This window comes from Prevotella sp. C0026C3 (assembly GCF_056590795.1).
Genome location: NZ_JBWPWW010000007.1, coordinates 1 through 20,121, shown reverse-complemented (window position 1 = coordinate 20,121; position 20,121 = coordinate 1). Strand labels below are relative to the sequence as shown.

Genomic DNA, 20,121 nt, shown 5'->3' with positions numbered 1-20,121 from the left:
CTTTGCAGCACTGCTGCCCTGCCTCTGCAGCGTATAGAGAGTAAAGAGCTAGCAGTGAGAAATACTTGATATGCGTGATTTTTTGTACCTTTGTATTGAATTAGTATTGGATCAATATGCATGTCATTTCTTTATTCAAGCATTTGAATTGTAACTGTGTGAGGATAATCATACTATCTTTATTCCTGTGTGTTGCAACACTGTCGCCAGCACAGAAGCATTTTCCGAATATCGGTTTCGGTATTAACCGTCATGCCACTGACGGTCGCTTGGTGGGGCATCTTAATTTGGGACTACTCAGCAAAGTAGATACTTTGCATGGTGTTCAAGTGGGGGTATTCTCCTCTGTTGTGTCCGGTGAGATGCGAGGGCTGTCGGTGGGTGGTCTAATGACGGTGTCTCATCGCATGAAAGGCTTTCAGATAGCCGGACTTACCAATGTGAGTACCACTCCGATGCAGGGTACACAGATAGCCGGAGTTACCAATATATCCATGGGAATCAAGGAGGGTATGCAGATAGCCGGAGCCGTCAATGTGTGTTCGGGTTATATGCGTGGTTTACAGGTTGCGCCCTATAACTATGCCGACAGCCTGAATGGATCGCAGATAGGAATGCTCAATGTGGCGGTAAGTCATCCTCGTGGCTGGCAAGTGGGTATCATCAACTACACTCGCGACACCATTGCCCACAAGATAGGACTTGTTAATGTGAATCCGAAGACATGCATCGACTTCCTCGTTTTTGCTGGTACTATCTCCAAGTTCAATGGTGCAATGCGCTTCCGCAACCATAGTACCTATAATATGATTGGTGTCGGAACCCACTATTTGGGGCTTGATAAGGAGTTTTCTGGAGCTATCTACTATCGCCTCGGACAGTATTTCAGATTGTGGCCACGCTGGACGGTGAGTGGTGATGTGGGCTTTTTCCATGTGGAAACCTTCAAACCTCATAGTCAGGAGACGCCTAAACGACTCTATTCTCTGCAAGTGCACGTGAACATGGACTACCAAGTGAACGAAATATTGGGTGCTTTCGTCAGCACGGGATATGGAGATACCCGCTATTATAGTGGCGGCGACTATCGGCATCGCTTCTTGTTTCAAGGTGGTATCTCCATTCGTTACAATCGTAAATAAGCAAGTATGAAGAAGTTTTTCCTTATCCTTTTCGTATGGATGGCAGTGTTGTCAGGACAGGCGCAACATCTCTCGGATACCGTCGTGATACAACATGAGCGCGATATAGCGCCCTATGGGCAAATTATTCCGACCGACTCGTTGGTATGGCATAACCGGTTTCGTACCGATGATCCCGACTATTTGCATCCACATCCGTGGAAGGCGGCCGTCCAGGCAGCTGGTATCAACGTGTTCGTACATTGTTTCGACCGCTTTGTGATGGGCGAAGACTTTGCCAAAGTGACGTTTAAGACCATCGGCAACAATTTCCGTCATGCCTTCGTGTGGGATAACGATCAGTTCTCTACCAATCTTTTTGCCCATCCGTATCATGGTAACCTCTACTTCAATAGTGCCCGTAGTCGTGGCCTTTCGTTTTGGCAGAGTGCCCCTTATGCGCTGGGTGGCAGCCTGATGTGGGAGTTTTGTGGCGAGAAAGAGCCTCCGGCCATTAACGATTTGATGGCTACTACGTTCGGCGGAATAGCCATTGGCGAGATTACGCATCGTATTTCATCCCTCATTCTCAATGATCGTGCACACGGCTTCCGTCGCTTCTTACGCGAATTTGGAGCCACGGTGGTCAATCCGATGCAAGGTTTGGTGAGGTTGATGAATGGTGATGCGTGGCGCATTCGCCAAGAAAACTATCTCTATCATGATTATGAACAGTTCCCAGTAGACTTCAAAGCAACTGTCGGATTGCGCTATTTGGCCGATGATGGTGGACTGTTTCGAGGTGAGAGTAATCCTTATGTGAACTTCTACTTGGAGTATGGCGACCCTTTTAAGGAAGAGACAATGAAGCCATACGACTATTTCATGGCCAATGTTACGTTTGGTTTGTCGCGTAATCAACCATTGGTCAATGGTGTTCATCTGCTCGGACGCATTTGGGGAGTGCAGAACCAGAATTTCGATGGTATCCAAAGTCAGTTCGGAATCTTTCAGCATTTCAATTATTATGATTCGAGTCCGGTGAAGAATGGTACCTCGTTGACTCCCTATCGCATTAGCGAAGCTGCTGCATTTGGCCCCGGTGTCATCTATCGTTTTCCCCATGTGGGCAACCTACAACGTCTCGAACAGCGTATATTCCTCGACGCTATACTGCTCGGTGGAACCAAAAGCGACTACTATAATATGATAGATCGCGACTATAATATGGGTAGTGGATATAGTCTAAAACTCAATACACAGATGGATTTCCCGCGTATGGGACGCTTTGCTTTCAATGTAGATTACTACCATATATATACTTGGAAAGGATATGAGGGTAAAGACTTAGCCAGTATAGATCCACTCTATCTGAACGCGCAAGGCGATTGGGGCAATGCGGAACTGCTTGTGCTGAATCCGCTTTTCGTGTTTAAGTTGCGCAATGGTATGGGAGTGGAATTGAGTGGAAGCTACTTTTTGCGTACTACGCGGTATAAATATTATACCAATGTGCATGCCCAGACTTTTGAATTGCGCATGGGGCTAGTGCTGTAAGTGACAAAATGTTAAACTAGGTCAATCTGTTTGACTTACTGGAATTATTTGTAATTTTACCAACTATTATTAATTTTAAAAGACTCAAGTAATGAAAATGAAACATCTCGGTGTCGTTGCCGGCTTCATGGCAGCCACCCTTTTAAGTACATCGTGTGTGGGCTCGTTCAGCCTCTTCAATAAGTTGGCTCATTGGAACAAAGGTGCAACGAACAGTAAGTTCCTCAACGAACTTATCTTCTTGATTATCTCTCCGGCTTATGGAGTTTGTACGCTCGTTGATGCGTTGGTTCTCAACACCATGGAATTTTGGACCGGAAGTAACCCGATAGCCCAAAATGTAGGTAAGACACAAGAAGTGAAGGGGCAGGATGGTCGTTACTATGCTGTAAAGACGTTGAAAGATGGTTATGAGATTACCAAACCTACCGGTGAGAAACTCTATTTTGTGTACAATCAAGAGACCAAGACATGGTCGCAAAAGCAGGATGGCAAGACCACAGATATTTTCACTTTCAACGACGATGGTACTATCCAAGCTCATTTGGGTAACGGTAAAGATGTGACCGTGACGCAAGATGAGGCTGGTGTTTATAAGTTGAAGATGGCTACAGGCATGGGCACTTACTGGGCTATGAGATAAAAAACACCCTGTAATTCCTCTTTTCGGAGAGTTGATAGTAACAAGAGGTGCTGAGTAAGAGGTAAGAGACTGACTTGATAGTCAACTCTCTTACCTCTTATCTTTTTCTTTTTATCTAAATATATGTGGCGTGTTTGGATTCGTGGATAAATTGAATTAACTTTGCAGAAAACATTGATGAATGAATACAGACAACGCAGCGACCGAGAAATATAAACATGGTCTCAGTGCTTCTGAGGTGAGTGAAAGCCGTAAGATGCATGGCGAGAACGTGTTGACACCGCCTGCCCGCACTTCGCTTTGGAAACTTTATGCCGAGAAGTATCGCGACCCGATTATTCAAATTTTGCTGGTAGCCGCTACCATTTCGCTGATATTGGCATTTGTAGAGCACGATTTTGTGGAGACCATCGGTATCTTTATGGCTATATTCTTGGCTACGACGGTGGGTTTCTATTTCGAGCGCGATGCCGCACGGAAGTTTAATGTACTCACAGCATTGACAGATGAGCAGTCTGTGAAGGTGCGTCGAGACGGTCGGGTGATGGAGATTCCGCGTCGAGAGGTTGTTGTGGGCGATGTCATCTTGATAGAAGTGGGCGACGAAGTGCCTGCCGATGCGCAGTTGATGGAGTCGGTAGATTTGCAAATAGACGAGTCGTCGTTGACCGGTGAACCTATCACGACGAAGCATGCCGATCCCAGTAAGGAGCAGAATAAGTCTACCTATCCGGTCAATATCATCCTGCGTTCGACGATGGTGATGAGTGGTCAGGGCTTAGCTGTGGTACGTGCGGTGGGTGATGAGACCGAGATAGGCAAGGTAGCACGCAAATCCAGTGAGGCCACAGATATTAAAACCCCTCTGAATATACAGTTGGGTAAGTTGGCGAGGCTTGTCTCCAAGGTGGGAACCGGAGTGTCTATACTGGCATTTGTGGCTTTTTTGCTACACGATATACTCACCAATCCGGCCGTATGGCATAGTACCAACTATATCCTTATGGCCGAAACGGTGTTGAAATACTTCATGATGGCTGTTACACTCATTGTGATGGCTGTGCCCGAAGGGTTACCGATGGCCGTCACTTTGTCGTTGGCCTTGAACATGAGACGTATGCTGAAGAGCAACAACTTGGTGCGTAAGCTGCATGCCTGTGAGACAATGGGGGCTGTAACCGTCATTTGTACCGACAAGACGGGAACCCTTACGCAGAACCGAATGACCGTAGGAGATATGGTCATCGTGGATGGTGACAAGCGGGAAATGGCCGAAGCGATAGCCGCTAACACCACAGCCGAGTTGAATGGAGACGAAGGTGTTGGCAATCCTACAGAAGTTGCGTTGCTCAATTGGGCACGAAAAGAAGGCTTTGATTACGCAAAATTGCGTAGCGAACGGCCGCTCGTGGAGCGTCAACCGTTCTCTACGGAGCGGAAGTACATGTCGACTACGGTGGCCGATGGTACTAGATATATCAAGGGAGCACCTGAGATAGTCATGAAATATTGTGATATGACCGATGCACAGCGTGCTGAAATATCGCAAAAGTTAGCCGAATATCAGCACAAAACCATGCGTACTTTGGCCTTTGCCAGAGGTTGTAGACTGCAGGGAATCACTGCTATCTCCGACCCGATACGCGAGGATGTGCCCGCAGCAGTGTCCACTTGTGGCAACGCCGGTATCGAAGTGAAAATCGTAACAGGCGACACTGCGGCTACAGCAGCGGAGATAGGGCGACAGATAGGAGTCTGCGATGAGCGCACACCTCAAGCAGCTTTCATCACCGGAACGGAGTGGGCGGCTCTCTCAGACGATGAGGCTTACGATCGAGCAAAGCAGATACGCGTGATGTCGAGAGCCAAACCGACCGATAAGCAGCGACTCGTGGAGCTGTTACAACGCCGCGGTCATGTGGTAGCAGTGACGGGTGACGGTACCAACGATGCCCCCGCGCTGAACTATGCACACGTAGGCTTATCTCTAGGAAGCGGTACCAGTGTGGCCAAAGAGGCTTCCGATATGACTCTTCTAGACGATTCGTTCGGCTCGATAGCCAATGCCGTGATGTGGGGACGGTCGCTTTATCGCAATATTCAGCGCTTCCTTTTCTTCCAGTTGGTGGTGAATCTGGCGGCTTTGTTGCTCGTGTTGGGTGGTTCGGTGGTTGGTACCGAGATGCCATTGACCGTTACTCAGATACTCTGGGTGAACCTGATTATGGATACATTTGCCGCTATGGCGCTGTCGTCGTTACCTCCTTCGCGTGAGGTTATGACTGAAAGTCCTCGCAAGCAGAGCGATTTCATCATCTCAAAGGGCATGGCTCGCGGTATCATCTTCTGTGGTGTGGCGTTCTTTATCGTGATGTTGATATACCTTATCATTGTTGGGGGACATGGAATCGGTGGTGTTGACATCCACGAACTGACTATCTTCTTCACCACTTTTGTGATGTTGCAGTTCTGGAACCTGTTTAATGCCAAGTGTCTAAGGTCGCATCATTCGGCTTTCAGACGCCTGTGGGCCGACAAAGGATTAGGTCTTGTGCTGCTTATCATACTCGTCGGACAGTGGGGAATCGTCACTTTCGGTGGTAAGATGTTCCGCACCGTGCCTCTCTCAACTACTGAATGGCTGACGATTATAGGTGCTACTTCGATGGTGCTGTGGTTTGGTGAGCTGTGGAGATGGGGCTTGAGACTAAGAGAAAAATAGGAAATGAGCAAAATAGAAATCATAGGTCATACGGAGAAACCATCGCTGCCGAGTGTAGCTACCGTTGGTTTTTTCGATGGCGTACACCTTGGACACCGGTTTCTGATAGACCAATTGAAGGCTGAGGCTGCCCGTCGTGGGATGCTTTCAATGGTCATTACATTTGCAAGACACCCTAGAGCTGTGTTGCAAGACGACTATGTGCCCCAGTTGCTGACGCAGCATAAGCGTAAATTAGAACTCTTGGAGCAGACCGGTGTGGACTGTGTGGTGGTGCTGGATTTTGACCGTGAAATGGCCGGACTTACTGCACGGGAATTCATGGAACAGTTGTTGCGCAACCAATTGGATGTGCATTGCTTGTTGACAGGGTATGATAATCGCTTCGGACACAACCGTGCTGAGGGCTTCGACGACTATGTAGGCTATGGTCGGGAGTTGGGAATGGATGTTGTTAGAAGCAAGGCTTTCGTGCTAGAGGGTGTCAATGTGAGTTCGTCGGTCATTCGTTCGTTGTTGCAAGAAGGCGAGGTAGAGTTGGCCAATCGCTGCTTGGGTTATCATTACAATATCTGTGGACGAGTGGTTCACGGCTTTCAAGAGGGACGGAAGTTGGGCTATCCTACGGCCAACATAGATGTACAAGACACCAATCAACTTGTTCCAGCCATGGGGGTATATGCTGTTCGGGTGCGTGTAGAAGGCGATTCGCTGACGTATGGTGGCATGATGAGCATTGGAACACGCCCCACTTATAATGGAACGGAGCGTACACAAGAAGTGAACATCTTTCACTTTGAAGGCGATATTTATGGCCGTGAGGTGGAAGTGGAGTTCGTCAAACGCACACGTAGCGAAGAAAGATACGATAATATACGCCAGTTGGTAGATCGACTGCGTCAAGACGCGATAGAAATAAAAGAAATATTAAGAATGTGAATATGAATAAGACAATCAAGATCATATGGGATGTGGCATGGTATCTCATCGTGTTCATCTTGCTACAAATACTGGTACAGTTTGCTACGGAGGCGATAGACCTGAGCGCTTCGGGCAAGAATGCTTCTGAGGTAATAGCGACCTTGAGGAACGGTTGGCTGCCTAGTCCGATGAATGTCATCGTGTCAACGGTGATAAGCAGCCTGTTGACCATTGCCATCTTCTTTTGGCGGAAGTGGACTCCTTACTCTCGTAGCTACATAGCGATGCGCCCTTGGCTCACGTTGGTGTGGATTGCGGTGGCAACGGTGGGCACTTTGATACCCTCTATATGGATGCAAGAGATGCTTGAGATGGACATGCCCGACTATTTAGAGAAGATGTTTATAGGCATCATGAGCGAGCCACTAGGCTATGTAGTTATCGGAATCTTGGCTCCGTTTGTGGAAGAAGTGGTGTTCCGTGGAGCCATCTTGCGTCGTTTGCTCGAAGTGATGGGGGAAAAATGGCATTGGGTTGCCATCCTTATCTCAGCGATACTCTTTGGTTGTGTACATGGTAATCTACCACAATTCGTGCATGCCGTGCTACTCGGATTGTTGTTGGGATGGATGTACTACCGTACCGATAGCATCGTTCCCGGTGTCGTTTTGCATTGGGTGAACAATACAATTGCTTATGTAGTGACCAATCTGATGCCCGGAATGGAGGATGCCAAGCTCATCGATTTGGCCGGTGGCAGTCAAATGCGCGTGTATCTGTGGGTGGCATTCTCGCTCTGTATCCTGCTTCCGGCACTGTTCCAACTGAACATGCGATTGCCTTTGAAAAGTCAGAAGAAGGGATAAGGAACTTCGGATAAACATATTTTGAAGGCAATAAAGCCTGCTTTTACATTTTCAAGAAATAGATTTGGATTTGCTGCCAAGCCTTGACAATCTTGTTGTCAAGGCTTGGCAGCATTGCTGTTTGGGCTAGACAGTATCGTTGTTGAGCCGTAGCAGTAAAGAGAGTTGATGAGTCTTGAAAGGTATTCATTTTTTTATTGGAATGTGAGATGGAGATTGTCGTAAAATGATGATGGCAGACTATGGGGATAATTAGAGTGATATGCCGTTATGATTTTTGTATTAGTGATAAGCTGAATAGCATTGAATAATAGAGAATTCCTACAGACTTGATAGTTAAGAAAATAAAAAAACACTATATATATAAGGTGTAAGCAAAAAGTTTATTTACTTTTGCGCCTTAATAACGTACATTCGTAACTATGCAAGATAATCTAGTTATCGTTGAGAGTCCGGCTAAGGCAAAGACGATAGAGAAGTTTTTAGGTAAGGATTTTAAGGTAATGTCTTCTTACGGACACATCCGTGATTTGAAGAAGAAAGAGCTTAGTATTGATACAAAGACGCTAGAACCCGACTACGAAATTCCCGAAGAGAAGAAGAAACTGGTTGCCGAACTGAAAGCGTCGGCAAAGAAAGCAAGTAAGATATGGCTTGCTTCCGATGAGGACCGTGAGGGAGAAGCCATCTCATGGCACCTGTGCGAGGTGTTGGGATTGGACGAAGAGAAAACCAGTCGTATTGTTTTCCACGAGATAACGAAACCTGCTATCTTGGCAGCTATTGAGCATCCGCGTCGTCTGAATATGTCTTTGGTGAACGCACAGCAGGCTCGTCGAGTACTTGACAGATTGGTAGGATTCAGACTTTCGCCCGTGTTGTGGCGCAAGGTGAAGCCGGCTTTGAGTGCCGGTCGTGTACAAAGTGTTGCCGTGAGACTCATTGTTGAGCGCGAACGCGAGATACAAGCTTTCCAATCAGAGCCTTACTACCGTGTGAATGCCATCTTTGGTATCGTGCATAGTGATGGTTCGGCCTCGGAAGTGAAGACCGAACTCGATACTCGTTTCAAAACTCACGAGGAAGCATTGGCTTTCTTGGATAAGTGTAAGGATGCTGAATTTACGGTTTCCAGCATTGCCAAAAAACCGTTGAAGCGCACTCCTGCTCCCCCATTCACAACCTCTACATTGCAACAGGAGGCTGCCCGTAAACTCGGTTTCACGGTGAGCCAGACCATGATGGTGGCTCAACGACTATACGAGGGTGGACGTATCACTTATATGCGTACCGACTCTGTGAACCTGTCGTCGCTGGCTATCAATACCAGTAAGGATGAAATCATCGGCCGTTACGGCAAAGAATACAGCAAATCACGTAACTATCATACGCACGCCAAAGGTGCGCAAGAGGCTCACGAAGCCATTCGTCCGACTTTTATGGCAACAACCGAGATTGACGGAACGTTGCAGGAGAAGCGTCTCTACGACCTGATTTGGAAGCGTACGGCAGCTAGTCAGATGGCTGATGCGCAGATAGAGAAGACCACAGTAACCGTTAATATATCGGGAGCTAGCGAGAAATTTGTGGCTACCGGAGAGGTTATAGCTTTCGACGGATTCTTGAAAGTGTACCGCGAGTCGGTAGACGACGAAGATAACGCATCGGAAGAGTCGACCAATATGTTGCCTGCCATGAAGGAAGGTGACGTGTTGCAGCGTCGTGAAATCAGCTCTACCGAACGTTTCAGTCAAGGACCTATTCGCTATACGGAGGCTAGCTTGGTGCATAAACTCGAAGAGTTGGGCATTGGGCGCCCGTCTACTTACGCTCCCACCATCAGTACTATTCAGCAACGTGAATATGTACAGAAGGGCGATAGAAAGGGGGAAGAGCGCTCTTATACCATTGATGTGTTGAAGGGAATCAAGGTTGCCAGTCGCGTCAAGAAAGAAATGGTGGGTAGCGAGAAAGGTAAGTTGCTGCCTACAGATACCGGCATTGTGGTGAATGACTTCTTGATGCAGAGTTTCCCCGACATCATGGATTACAACTTCACAGCACGTGTGGAGCAGCAGTTCGACCAAATAGCCGAGGGTAAGGAAGGTTGGCACGACATGATGAGAGACTTCGATAAGAAGTTTGAACCGACTGTAGAGAAAGTGATGAATGCACGTTCGGAGCATAAAGCGGGCGAGCGTGAGCTGGGAACCGACCCGAAATCGGGTAAGCCGGTGTTTGTGAAAATCGGTCGATTTGGTCCGATGGTACAGATAGGTACGGCCGATGACGCAGAGAAACCACGTTTCTCGCAGTTGCCGGCTGATAAGAGTATGGAAACGATAACGCTTGAAGAGGCATTGGAACTGTTCAAATTACCCCGCACGGTGGGGCTATATGAGGGTACCGATGTAGTCATAGGTTCGGGACGTTTTGGTCCTTACATCATGCATAACAAGAAGTATGTGTCGCTGCCCAAGGGTGAAGACCCCATGACAGTGACGCTTGATACGGCGGTGAAACTAATTCAAGCGAAGGTGGAACAAGAAGAGAAACGCCACTTGAAGCAGTTTGATGAGGATGCTAAATTGGAGGTGCTTAATGGTCGTTACGGCCCTTATATAGCATACGATGGCAACAACTATCGCATGCCTAAAGCACTCCATGAGAAGGCTACCGATCTTACTTATGAGCAATGTATGGAGATTGTGAATACAGCTCCGGCTCCGAAAGCTAAAACACGTCGCAAGAAGTGAAGCGAATCATTATCATAGGATACATGGGTGCCGGCAAAACGACGGTGGGAAAGGCACTGGCTCAAGAGTTGGGATTACCTTTCTATGACCTCGATTGGTATATAGAGAGCCGGATGCACAAGACGGTGAAGCAGATATTCGACGAACAAGGAGAAGACGGATTTCGCCGAATTGAGCGCAACATGTTGCATGAGATAGCCGAGTTTGAGGATGTTGTCATCAGTTGTGGTGGCGGTACGCCCTGCTTCTATGATAATATCGACTACATGAATCGACAGGGAGAGACGGTCTATCTCAAGGCCACGCCTGAGGTATTGTATGGACATTTGAAGATGGGACGGTCGGTTCGCCCCCTTCTACTCAACAAGACTCCCGAAGAAGTGGAGGCTTTCATTCATGAACAATTGGCCTATCGGGAACCTTTCTACGCCCAAGCCAAGCATACACTAGACGTGAATTTGCTCGATAACTTCGAGAAAATCAAGATTTCAGTGAAGAGAGTGAGGGAACTCGTACAGGTATAAGCTGCCTCGATTCACATATTATTATTTATTCAGCTAACTTCCAAAACAAGATACTTCAATGAAAAAATGGACTGTTGAAGACTCCAAGGAACTCTACAACATCAATGGATGGGGAACCTCTTATTTCGGCATTAATCCTAAAGGTGACGTCTATGTCACCCCGTGCAAAGACAATACGCAGATAGACTTGCGCGATGTGATGGACGAATTGTCCCTGCGCGACGTGACGCCACCGGTGTTGTTACGCTTCCCCGACATCCTTGATAGTCGTATTGAGAAGACAGCTTCGTGCTTCAGTAAGGCGAAAAAGGAATACGACTACAAGGCCGAGAACTTCATTATTTATCCCATCAAGGTGAATCAAATGCAGCCGGTGGTAGAGGAAATCATCTCACACGGCCGTAAATTCAATCTAGGTTTGGAGGCCGGCTCAAAGCCTGAGCTTCATGCTGTGATTGCCGTGCAATGCCAAAGCGACTCGTTGATTATCTGCAATGGTTATAAAGACCAGAGCTATATAGAGTTGGCGCTGCTCGCACAAAAGATGGGAAAGCGTATTTTCATCGTTGTAGAGAAGTTGAACGAGCTTGAAATCATTGCTCAAGCAGCCAAGAAACTGAAAGTAAGACCTAATTTGGGTATCAGAATCAAGCTCGCTTCGAGTGGCAGTGGTAAATGGGAAGAAAGTGGTGGAGACGCTTCCAAGTTCGGATTGAATTCGTCTGAGTTGTTGAAAGCATTGGAAATGCTCGAAGAGAAGGGACTCAAGGACTGCTTGCACCTTATCCATTTCCACATAGGAAGCCAAATAACAAAGATTCGTCGTATCCAAACAGCCCTGCGAGAGGCAGCACAATTCTATATCAACCTGCACAAGATGGGGTATGAAGTAGACTTCGTGGATTGCGGTGGTGGTCTGGGTGTCGACTATGATGGTACGCGTTCGTCGAGCAGTGAGAGCTCTGTGAACTACTCGATACAGGAATATGTGAACGACTGTGTGTATACTTTCGTGGATGCGGCCGATAAAAATGCTATTCCACATCCCAATATTATCACTGAAAGTGGACGTTCGCTCACAGCTCATCACTCCGTATTGGTAATCGATGTGCTTGAGACTGCAAGCCTACCGGAGATGCCTGAAGAGTTTGAACCGAAAGAAACGGAACATCAACTGGTGAAAGACCTCTACGAAATATGGGATAACCTGAATCCACGCTCAATGTTGGAAGACTGGCACGATGCCGAACAGATACGCGATGAGTCGTTAGAACTCTTCTCTCATGGTATTGTTGATTTGAAGACACGTGCCGAGATTGAGAGCATGTATTGGAGTGTTTGCCACGAAGTCAACTCGCTTTGTAGGACAATGAAACATGTGCCGGAGGAATTGAAAGGACTTGATAAACTCTTGGCTGATAAATATTTTTGTAACTTCTCGTTGTTCCAAAGCTTGCCGGATAGCTGGGCTATTGACCAATTGTTCCCCATAATGCCTATCCAAAGACTTGATGAGCGACCCGCACGCAATGCTACTTTGCAGGATATTACGTGTGATAGCGATGGCAAGATAGCTAATTTCGTGAACGACGGACGTGTCAGTCACGTGTTGCCTGTTCATCCTTTGAAGCGTAACGAGCCTTACTACCTAGGTGTTTTCCTCGTTGGAGCTTACCAAGAGATACTCGGCGATATGCACAACCTGTTTGGTGATACCAACGCTGTGCACATTTCGGTGAAGGATGGAGGTTATCATATCGACCAAATCATCGATGGTGAGACGGTGGAAGAAGTGCTCGACTACGTTCAATACAACCCTAAGAAACTCGTCAGACAACTCGAAATTTGGGTGACGAAGAGCGTTAAGCAGGGTAAAATCTCTTTGGAAGAGGGCAAAGAGTTCCTAAGTAATTACCGTTCGGGCCTATACGGATACACTTATTTGGAGTAAATCGCAATGAAGGAAAAGCTTACTATCGTTAAAGTTGGGGGTGCTGTGGTAGAAGATGAGGCGCAGTTGGCTCGTCTTCTACAAGATTTCTCGGCCATAAAAGGACGTAAAGTGTTGGTTCATGGCGGTGGTCGCAGGGCTACGAAGGTGGCTGCTGCCCTCGGTATCGAGAGTAAGATGGTGAATGGTAGACGCATTACCGACCGCGAGATGCTGGAAGTGGTGACGATGGTCTACGGTGGATTGGTGAATAAGACTATCGTAGCTCGCTTACAAGCGATAGGTGTCAATGCCCTCGGACTAACGGGTGCTGATTTCAATGCCATTCGTTCGCACCGTCGACCGATACAGAATGGCGTGGATTATGGGTTTGTAGGAGATGTAGACCAAGTGAATGCCAATGGACTATCTACACTCATTGAGGCCGGTCTGACGCCTGTTATGGCTCCTTTGACACACGATGGTGAGGGCAATATCCTCAACACCAACGCCGATACTATAGCCGGTGAGACGGCTAAAGCATTGGCTGTAAAATACGATGTGACGCTCATGTACTGCTTTGAAAAGAAAGGAGTGTTGAGCAATCCCGACGATGACGACAGTGTAATCCCCGTGATTACACGTCAAGACTTTATACGTTATGTGGCCGATGGCATTGTTGCCGGGGGTATGATTCCTAAGTTGGAGAATGCTTTGGCAGCTATAGAAGCCGGTGTTTCGAGTGTTATCATCACACAAGCCACGGCTATTGACGGTCTGCAAGGTACCGTTATTCGATGAAAGTTAATTTTTGTTTATACTGTAACTTTACTTTATTCCATTCGTCATTCAATTAGAGAGATGAAAATTATCAGCTTCCGAAACGATGTACTGCCGCTGAAGAATCAGCTCTATCGGCTCGCTCTCCGCATTACGCTAGACAGCGCCGAGTCCGAAGACATTGTACAGGAGACGATGATTAAGGTGTGGGATAGGCGCGAAACATGGCAGGAAATAGAGTCCATTGAGGCTTTCTGCTTTACAATATGTCGAAATTTAGCACTCGACAGCATCAAACGCCACGGTAATCAGAATGATTCGCTTGACGAACATGATACCGATAGCCCCGATCAATCTCTTGATCCGTACGAGCAAATGCTACGAAACGATAGGTTGGATGTAGTCAAGAAGCTCGTGGATGAGTTGCCCGAAAAGCAGCGAAGTTGTATGCAACTGCGCGATTTTGAGGGAAAGCCCTACAAGGACATAGCCTCCGTGCTTGGTATAACCGAAGAACAAGTGAAGGTAAATATTTACCGAGCACGTCAGGCTATCAAAGTTAAATTTCAAGAAATCGACAATTATGGATTATAAATACATCGATCAGCTGTTGGCACGCTATTGGGATGCGCAGACAACTCTCGAAGAAGAGGAGATTCTGAAGGCATTCTTTAGTCAGGAAGATATTCCTGCCAGCCTGCTCAAGTACAAGTCGTTGTTCGCTTATGAGCAACAGGAGGTACGTGAGGATGTGCTGGGTAGCGACTTTGATGCTAAGATATTGTCTATGATAGAAGAGGTTGCGCCTGTGAAGGCACGCACCGTCTCTATGGCTTATCGCTTGCGTCCGCTGTTTAAGGCAGCTGCTGTGGTGGCCATTATCTTGACACTTGGCAATGCCGCTCAAGCCACTTTTGATGATAAAAATGATGGTTATGCGGGTACAATGATGGAGAAGACCCACGAAGGGGCTTCTGTAGCGCTGACCGATTCAGCCGTTATCGACTCTGTTCAGCATTCTAGTATAGATGCAGTTCAGGTTCCCGGTACGGTTATACTCAAATAGATTATTTCTATGCTTTCTCTATAAATCATGTTTAGTAAAACAACAATGAAGCTGTGAAGCTTCTATTCTCTCAAATTTTTCATAACATACTAACGTAGTAAAGGGCTGTACCAAGAGGTGCAGCCCTTTTATTTTGTGTACAATGATAACCTTTTTATAAAGAGATATAGAGTATTTGGTATAACTTCGATTAACTCTATAACTTCCTTCATTACACTTGTCTATCCTTGCCTTTCAGCCCAATCTCCACGGTCAAGATTGCGATAACTCACAGCTTCGGCAATATGTTGGGCGGTTACTTGGTTGCTTCCAGCCAAGTCGGCAATGGTTCTAGCCACTTTCAAGATGCGACTATAGGCGCGAGCACTCAAACTTAATCGCTCCATAGCGGTGCGAAGCATGTCTAAGCCGGCACTGTCCGGCTCGGCAAATTGATGTATCATGCGTTCGGTCATCTGTGCGTTACAATGCACGTGAGCCTGTCCGCGGAAGCGAGCCGTCTGTATTTCGCGTGCTTTGATGACTCTCTCGCGGATGGCACTGCTTGGTTCGCCGGGCTGAACCTTACTTAAATCCTTGAATGGAACGGGTGTTATTTCTACCTGAATGTCTATGCGGTCGAGTAAAGGACCACTGATTTTGTTCATATAACGCACTATCTGACCGGGCAGGCATACGCAGTTGTGTGTGGGATCGCCGTAATATCCGCACGGACAAGGGTTCATACTGGCCACGAACATAAATGAACATGGATATTCAACATTATATTTGGCACGGCTAATGGTTATCTTTCTGTCTTCTAATGGTTGCCGCAATACCTCCAAAGTATGCTTGTTGAATTCCGGTAATTCGTCGCAAAAGAGCACGCCATTGTGAGCCAAACTAATCTCGCCGGGCATGGGATTGGCTCCTCCACCAACGAGGGCAACCTCCGAAATGGTGTGGTGAGGGGCGCGGAAAGGGCGTTGTGAGATGAGCGAATCATTCATTCCCAGTCGCCCAGCCACACTGTGTATCTGCGTAGTTTCAAGACTTTCGGCCAACGAAAGGGGCGGAAGGATAGACGGTAACCGCTTGGCCATCATCGATTTGCCACTTCCCGGTGGTCCAATCATAATGAGATTGTGTCCACCTGCGGCCGCAACTTCGAGCGCACGTTTCACATTTTCCTGTCCCCGAACATCGGCAAAGTCGAGGTCAAACTTATATTGCTGCTCGTAAAACTCACGTCGTGTATCAATGACGGTGGGTGAATAGCTATCTGTTCCGGCTATGAATTTCACCACGTCGAGCAGCGATTCCATGCCATAGACATTAAGGTTGTTCACCACGGCGGCCTCCCTCACGTTCTGTTGGGGCACGATGAGACCGTCAAAGTGCTCGTTGCGTGCTTTGATGGCAATGGGTAAGGCACCTTTGATGGGCTGTAGATGCCCGTCGAGACTCAATTCGCCCACCATCATATAGCGTCCTAAACGTTCGTCGGGAATGTTTCCATTGGCAGCCAAAAGGGCAATTGCCAATGGTAAATCGAAGCTGCTACCCTCTTTACGAAGGTCGGCCGGTGCCATATTCACTGTGATGTCGGCTTTCGGGAACTGATAACCATTGTATTGCAGGGCTGCAGCTATGCGGTCGCGTCCCTCTCTTACGGCCTCGTCTCCAAGTCCGGTAAGATGGTAGAGTATTCCCGGTGTCAAGCTAACCTCGATGGTAACGGTCGTCACGTCGAGACCATTGACGGCCGCACAATAAGTCTTTACTAGCATGTCTTCTTGGTATTAAGGTACGACGATGTCGTTATTTCATCTTCTCCAGTTCACTACGAAGTTGTTCGGGATTCATTCCGCGCCCAACGATGCGCCCACGTTTCATGACGATATTGTCGGGAACATTGAACAGGCCTAGTTGTTTGATGAGGTTACTATCGAACATCTTGCCGTCGCAAACTACACTCCATCCCCATTCTTCGCGCTCCACATTGTCCTTACAGAGTTTGGAATCGGCATCCAAGCATATGCTGATGATGGCCAGTTTGTTGCCCAAATCCTCATGATATTGCTTGAGTAGGCGTACGGCATCCATCGATTCGTAACTCCATGTAGCCCATGTGTTGATGATGGCGATAGGTGCTTTGGCTAGTGTAGGGCTAGTGATACGTTTGCCTTTAAGGTCTACGGCCGTAAATTTAGGTAGTTTTGTGGGCATGCTACGTGCTTTCTGGAGCAGTCGAGCCACGTATCCATTGTTGGGTTGCGCCTGTCTCAATGTCGTCAACAAACGTATAGCTGTGGCATGATCGGGCTGTGGTGTCAGCAGAAAGTATTTGCTTACTAAGTAAGCTCCGACTGGTGAATCGGTATGGTCGGCTACAAACAGTTCGGCATGTTTCTTGATTTCGGGTGGCGAGTTGTTCACTATCTGCCTGCGGAACTTCGTCATAAGTTCGTTATCCTTAGTTCCCGTTATCTCCATCTCTTTCAGGTGAGACGCATCTCCACTGATGTCGACAGTCTTACCCGGTACAGCAAACACCGGTTGTTCGGAGAAATTGGGGAATACTATCATCAGTGTGGCTTCGCGTTCGAGCGGAGTCTCGTACGAGAAACGGCCACCTACCACTTTGATAGTGTCCATACCATTGAGGCCACCATCGGGACTATAAACGTAAAACTCACCCTGATTCAGGTTGATGAGACGCCCGTCAATCTTAAAATGTCGGCCGTTCGTCCCACACGAAACCAAAATAAGGGTGAGCAGTATAAACTGTATGAGTCTTCTCATTTATCTGACCTTGGCAAATTCAAGATCCTTCTCAGCATATTTAGACAACGAAGAATCCTTTTGCAATGCCTCTTTTAGATATGAGTTAGAAGCATATTTATTCTTCATGCGTGCGCTGATGATGGCATGTAAATAACTTGTCATGGCATCAGGATGCTTGATATTCTTCAGTGTAAGGATTGCAGCTGCATAGTCCTTGTTTAAGATTTGAGCCAGTGCAGCGCTGTTACTATCGGAGTTCTTCAAGTTTTCTGCAGCCTGTGCAAAGTTTCCTTTGGCAATATTCAGATTACCCATCACCTCGTTGAAGCCGTTGGCATTTACTGCATCCGCTAGTTTAGCTTCGGCCTCTTTCACATTTCCTTGTTGTAAAGCTAATAGTGCTTGGTTGGCGAAAGCCTCCGGAGCTTTACTATCCACGTGCTGTGCCTGCTTGAAGTAATCGGCAGCGGCTGCATTGTTGCCTTCGTTGAAAGCCAAGACACCTAGGTTGTTGTAAGCACGATAGTCTTTATCGTAAAGTTCTGTGGTCTTCTTGTAGATGGCAGCTTGCTTGGCTGGGTTCTCCTCCAAGGTAGCAGCGTAGAGCAATTCTTCCAAACTCAATTTGACAGGGTCGGCAGCATATTGTGCTTTAATCTGTTCGTCGTCGCGTCCGATGGTCTCGTAGTTGATGATTAGGCGGCTTCTACGCAATTCGGGCAATACTTCATTGGCCAGTTCACGGAATCCCTCGCTCATGTTACGAATCTGCTGTTCGCGCTCCTGTGGGTCTTTATACATGGAGAGTACGCGCAAGATGACATCCTTATCTTGTATATTGGAAGCCTGAACCAATTGCTGGAAACCTTCCCAGTCTTGTGCTGTATAGTGAGCATCGATGGGTGCATCCACCTTTGTATTCTTGAGTTGCTGTTTGACATAACCCTCACTTACGGTCTGACGCTTGTTGGCCAACTTATCATTGAAGTCGAATCCACCTTCAGGTGAAGCGTATGCCGAAACCTCTACGTTCTGAATATTGAGTTGTTCGCGGTCGGCATTAATCTTCTTGAGCAGTTTCACAAACTCCTGAACGCTGTTGTTTTTCAGTTCGCTTTGGCGCAGATTAGCTTGGTTTACAAGGAATCTTACGTTGGCTTCCTGCTTCATAGCGTTCACACGCTGGAAAGAATCGGGAGCTATACAAGCCCCTCCGTTCAGCAAAGTTTGGCGATAAAGTTCGCTTGTAGCGATGACACCGTTAGCAATTTTCACAGCCGGAACTTTCACCGTCTTATTACCTATGCGTGCATTGAATGTGAGATACAACTCGCTTTGTTGCATGGCAGGCGTATAATCGAAGTTGGTCTTCATGGTGTAACGGCCACCCAAGCGATACGAAATGCTTTGGTTGTTACCCATCACACCTTCGCCTTGGAAAGTAGCACCTTGTCCTTTGACCACCTGTCCACCGCCATAACGCAGTTCAGGAACAACGGTTACGGTAGCCTTTTTCTTCATATATTTCTCAGGAAACACACCGTTGATGGTGGCAGGAACTTCGCCGCCTACTGTCTCTAATGGGTTAGGATCTACTGTGAAATGGTCTGCTGAAAGCGCTCCCATCTTCCCCGAGCAAGAGGAAAGGGCAACTAATACGCCGGCAGATAAAGAAAGAATAAGACTTTTATTCATACTACGATTAAAGTTTAGGAGGTAAAAAGTGCCGCGAGCGGGACTCGAACCCGCACAGCCATTACTGGCCAAGGGATTTTAAGTCCCTCGTGTCTACCAATTCCACCATTGCGGCTACTGGAATCTTTGTTGTCTTTCAGAATGTAAAGAGAGCGGAAAACGGGACTCGAACCCGCGACCCCGACCTTGGCAAGGTCGTGCTCTACCAACTGAGCTATTTCCGCGTAGCATGCTAAACGAGCTACCTCGTTCTGCAACGTGGATGCAAAGATAGTTGATAATCTCGGAATAGCCAAACGAATTACATTTTTTTTGTAAAAGCAAGGAATTGAGAGTGTTGGAGCAGTGTTTGCTATTTGGGTTCTGTTCTATGTTTTGTCCTTAGATATAATAGTCGGTATAAGCCAGCAATATGTTGTAGTTCGCTTGTAAGGCAGCGGACTTTTCGTCTCTACTGTTGTTGGTTTTAAATCCTCAAAACTCTCATTTCTCACTGCTTACTCTTCACTCTCTATACGCTGCAGGGCTGGGGCAGCGTTGCTGCAAAGACCGGGCAGCATTGTTGAAGAGCCGAGGCAGCGATGCTGAGGGGGCGGTGCAAAGGCCCCACCCCAACCCTCCCCGAAAGGGGAGGGGATAGAGTTTGGAGGTAAAAGATAGGAGGTGAGAGTTAAAAAGTAAGAGGTAAAAGCTGCCGATAAACTTTATTCTCTATTCCATCAACCCTAACCCACCACTCCCTCCCCCTTTGGGGCGGGGCGGGGTGGGGCTTTT

The 20,121-nt window shown here is 47.3% G+C and carries 16 protein-coding genes and 2 tRNA genes; 12 read left to right on the top strand and 6 right to left on the bottom strand.

Translation table 11 applies throughout. The features are described 5' to 3' along the window. The first annotated feature begins 158 nt into the window (after window positions 1-158). The 6 genes from AC1EK4_RS05935 to AC1EK4_RS05910 all read left to right on the top strand — a co-directional run bounded on the left by AC1EK4_RS05935 (window position 159) and on the right by AC1EK4_RS05910 (window position 7,830). A complete protein-coding gene (locus tag AC1EK4_RS05935) occupies window positions 159-1,142 on the top strand; it encodes a hypothetical protein (RefSeq protein WP_156431068.1) in 984 nt (327 codons plus the stop codon). Window positions 1,143-1,148: 6 nt separating this feature from the next. Continuing rightward, on the top strand, window positions 1,149-2,678 hold the full coding sequence (locus AC1EK4_RS05930; protein WP_480357398.1) for a DUF3943 domain-containing protein: 1,530 nt from the start codon (window positions 1,149-1,151) through the stop codon (window positions 2,676-2,678). A gap of 91 nt (window positions 2,679-2,769) precedes the next feature. Next, entirely contained in the window at window positions 2,770-3,321 is a 552-nt protein-coding gene (locus tag AC1EK4_RS05925) for a DUF3332 domain-containing protein (protein ID WP_480357396.1), read from the top strand. 181 nt (window positions 3,322-3,502) lie between these two features. Further along, window positions 3,503-6,043, top strand: a complete 2,541-nt coding sequence (locus tag AC1EK4_RS05920) for a calcium-translocating P-type ATPase, PMCA-type (protein WP_480357395.1) — start codon at window positions 3,503-3,505, stop codon at window positions 6,041-6,043. 3 nt (window positions 6,044-6,046) lie between these two features. Further along, a complete protein-coding gene (locus AC1EK4_RS05915; RefSeq protein WP_480357394.1) occupies window positions 6,047-6,982 on the top strand; it encodes a bifunctional riboflavin kinase/FAD synthetase in 936 nt (311 codons plus the stop codon). A gap of 2 nt (window positions 6,983-6,984) precedes the next feature. Next, window positions 6,985-7,830 carry a CPBP family intramembrane glutamic endopeptidase gene (locus tag AC1EK4_RS05910; protein ID WP_036898273.1) on the top strand — a complete coding sequence of 282 codons (846 nt, stop codon included), beginning with the start codon at window positions 6,985-6,987 and terminating at the stop codon, window positions 7,828-7,830. 43 nt (window positions 7,831-7,873) lie between these two features. On the opposite strand, the gene AC1EK4_RS05905 is transcribed toward AC1EK4_RS05910, so the two are convergent. After that, complete coding sequence (locus AC1EK4_RS05905; RefSeq protein WP_480357392.1) at window positions 7,874-8,020, bottom strand: hypothetical protein; 147 nt, start codon at window positions 8,018-8,020, stop codon at window positions 7,874-7,876. Window positions 8,021-8,252: 232 nt separating this feature from the next. Between AC1EK4_RS05905 and topA the strand changes: the two genes are divergently transcribed. Genes topA through AC1EK4_RS05875 form a run of 6 tightly spaced genes read left to right on the top strand, consistent with a single transcriptional unit; the run spans window position 8,253 to window position 14,886 of the window. Further along, window positions 8,253-10,586 (top strand): type I DNA topoisomerase, encoded by a 2,334-nt coding sequence (topA, locus tag AC1EK4_RS05900; RefSeq protein ID WP_480357390.1) that lies wholly within the window; start codon window positions 8,253-8,255, stop codon window positions 10,584-10,586. Further along, complete coding sequence (locus tag AC1EK4_RS05895; RefSeq protein WP_036898279.1) at window positions 10,583-11,110, top strand: shikimate kinase; 528 nt, start codon at window positions 10,583-10,585, stop codon at window positions 11,108-11,110. The genes topA and AC1EK4_RS05895 overlap by 4 nt, the downstream gene beginning before the upstream one ends. Window positions 11,111-11,168: 58 nt before the next feature. After that, on the top strand, window positions 11,169-13,061 hold the full coding sequence (gene speA, locus AC1EK4_RS05890) for a biosynthetic arginine decarboxylase (RefSeq protein ID WP_480357388.1): 1,893 nt from the start codon (window positions 11,169-11,171) through the stop codon (window positions 13,059-13,061). A 6-nt stretch (window positions 13,062-13,067) separates the two neighbouring features. Continuing rightward, on the top strand, window positions 13,068-13,841 hold the full coding sequence (argB, locus tag AC1EK4_RS05885; RefSeq protein WP_480357387.1) for an acetylglutamate kinase: 774 nt from the start codon (window positions 13,068-13,070) through the stop codon (window positions 13,839-13,841). Between the two features lie 60 nt (window positions 13,842-13,901). After that, the gene (locus AC1EK4_RS05880; RefSeq protein WP_036898290.1) at window positions 13,902-14,414 is read left to right on the top strand and encodes an RNA polymerase sigma factor; all 513 of its coding nucleotides are present in this window, start codon (window positions 13,902-13,904) and stop codon (window positions 14,412-14,414) included. After that, entirely contained in the window at window positions 14,404-14,886 is a 483-nt protein-coding gene (locus AC1EK4_RS05875; protein WP_036898292.1) for a hypothetical protein, read from the top strand. The genes AC1EK4_RS05880 and AC1EK4_RS05875 overlap by 11 nt, the downstream gene beginning before the upstream one ends. A 221-nt stretch (window positions 14,887-15,107) precedes the next feature. Here the strand turns inward: AC1EK4_RS05875 and AC1EK4_RS05870 are convergent, their stop codons facing one another. The 5 genes from AC1EK4_RS05870 to AC1EK4_RS05850 form a co-directional block, all read right to left on the bottom strand. After that, complete coding sequence (locus tag AC1EK4_RS05870; RefSeq protein ID WP_480357386.1) at window positions 15,108-16,655, bottom strand: YifB family Mg chelatase-like AAA ATPase; 1,548 nt, start codon at window positions 16,653-16,655, stop codon at window positions 15,108-15,110. A gap of 31 nt (window positions 16,656-16,686) precedes the next feature. After that, window positions 16,687-17,670 (bottom strand): DUF4369 domain-containing protein, encoded by a 984-nt coding sequence (locus AC1EK4_RS05865; protein ID WP_480357385.1) that lies wholly within the window; start codon window positions 17,668-17,670, stop codon window positions 16,687-16,689. Beyond that, entirely contained in the window at window positions 17,671-19,347 is a 1,677-nt protein-coding gene (locus tag AC1EK4_RS05860) for a tetratricopeptide repeat protein (protein ID WP_036900494.1), read from the bottom strand. Between the two features lie 29 nt (window positions 19,348-19,376). Further along, window positions 19,377-19,462 (bottom strand) — tRNA-Leu (locus AC1EK4_RS05855). A 36-nt stretch (window positions 19,463-19,498) separates the two neighbouring features. Continuing rightward, a tRNA-Gly gene (locus AC1EK4_RS05850) sits at window positions 19,499-19,571 on the bottom strand. Between the last annotated feature and the right edge of the window lie 550 nt (window positions 19,572-20,121).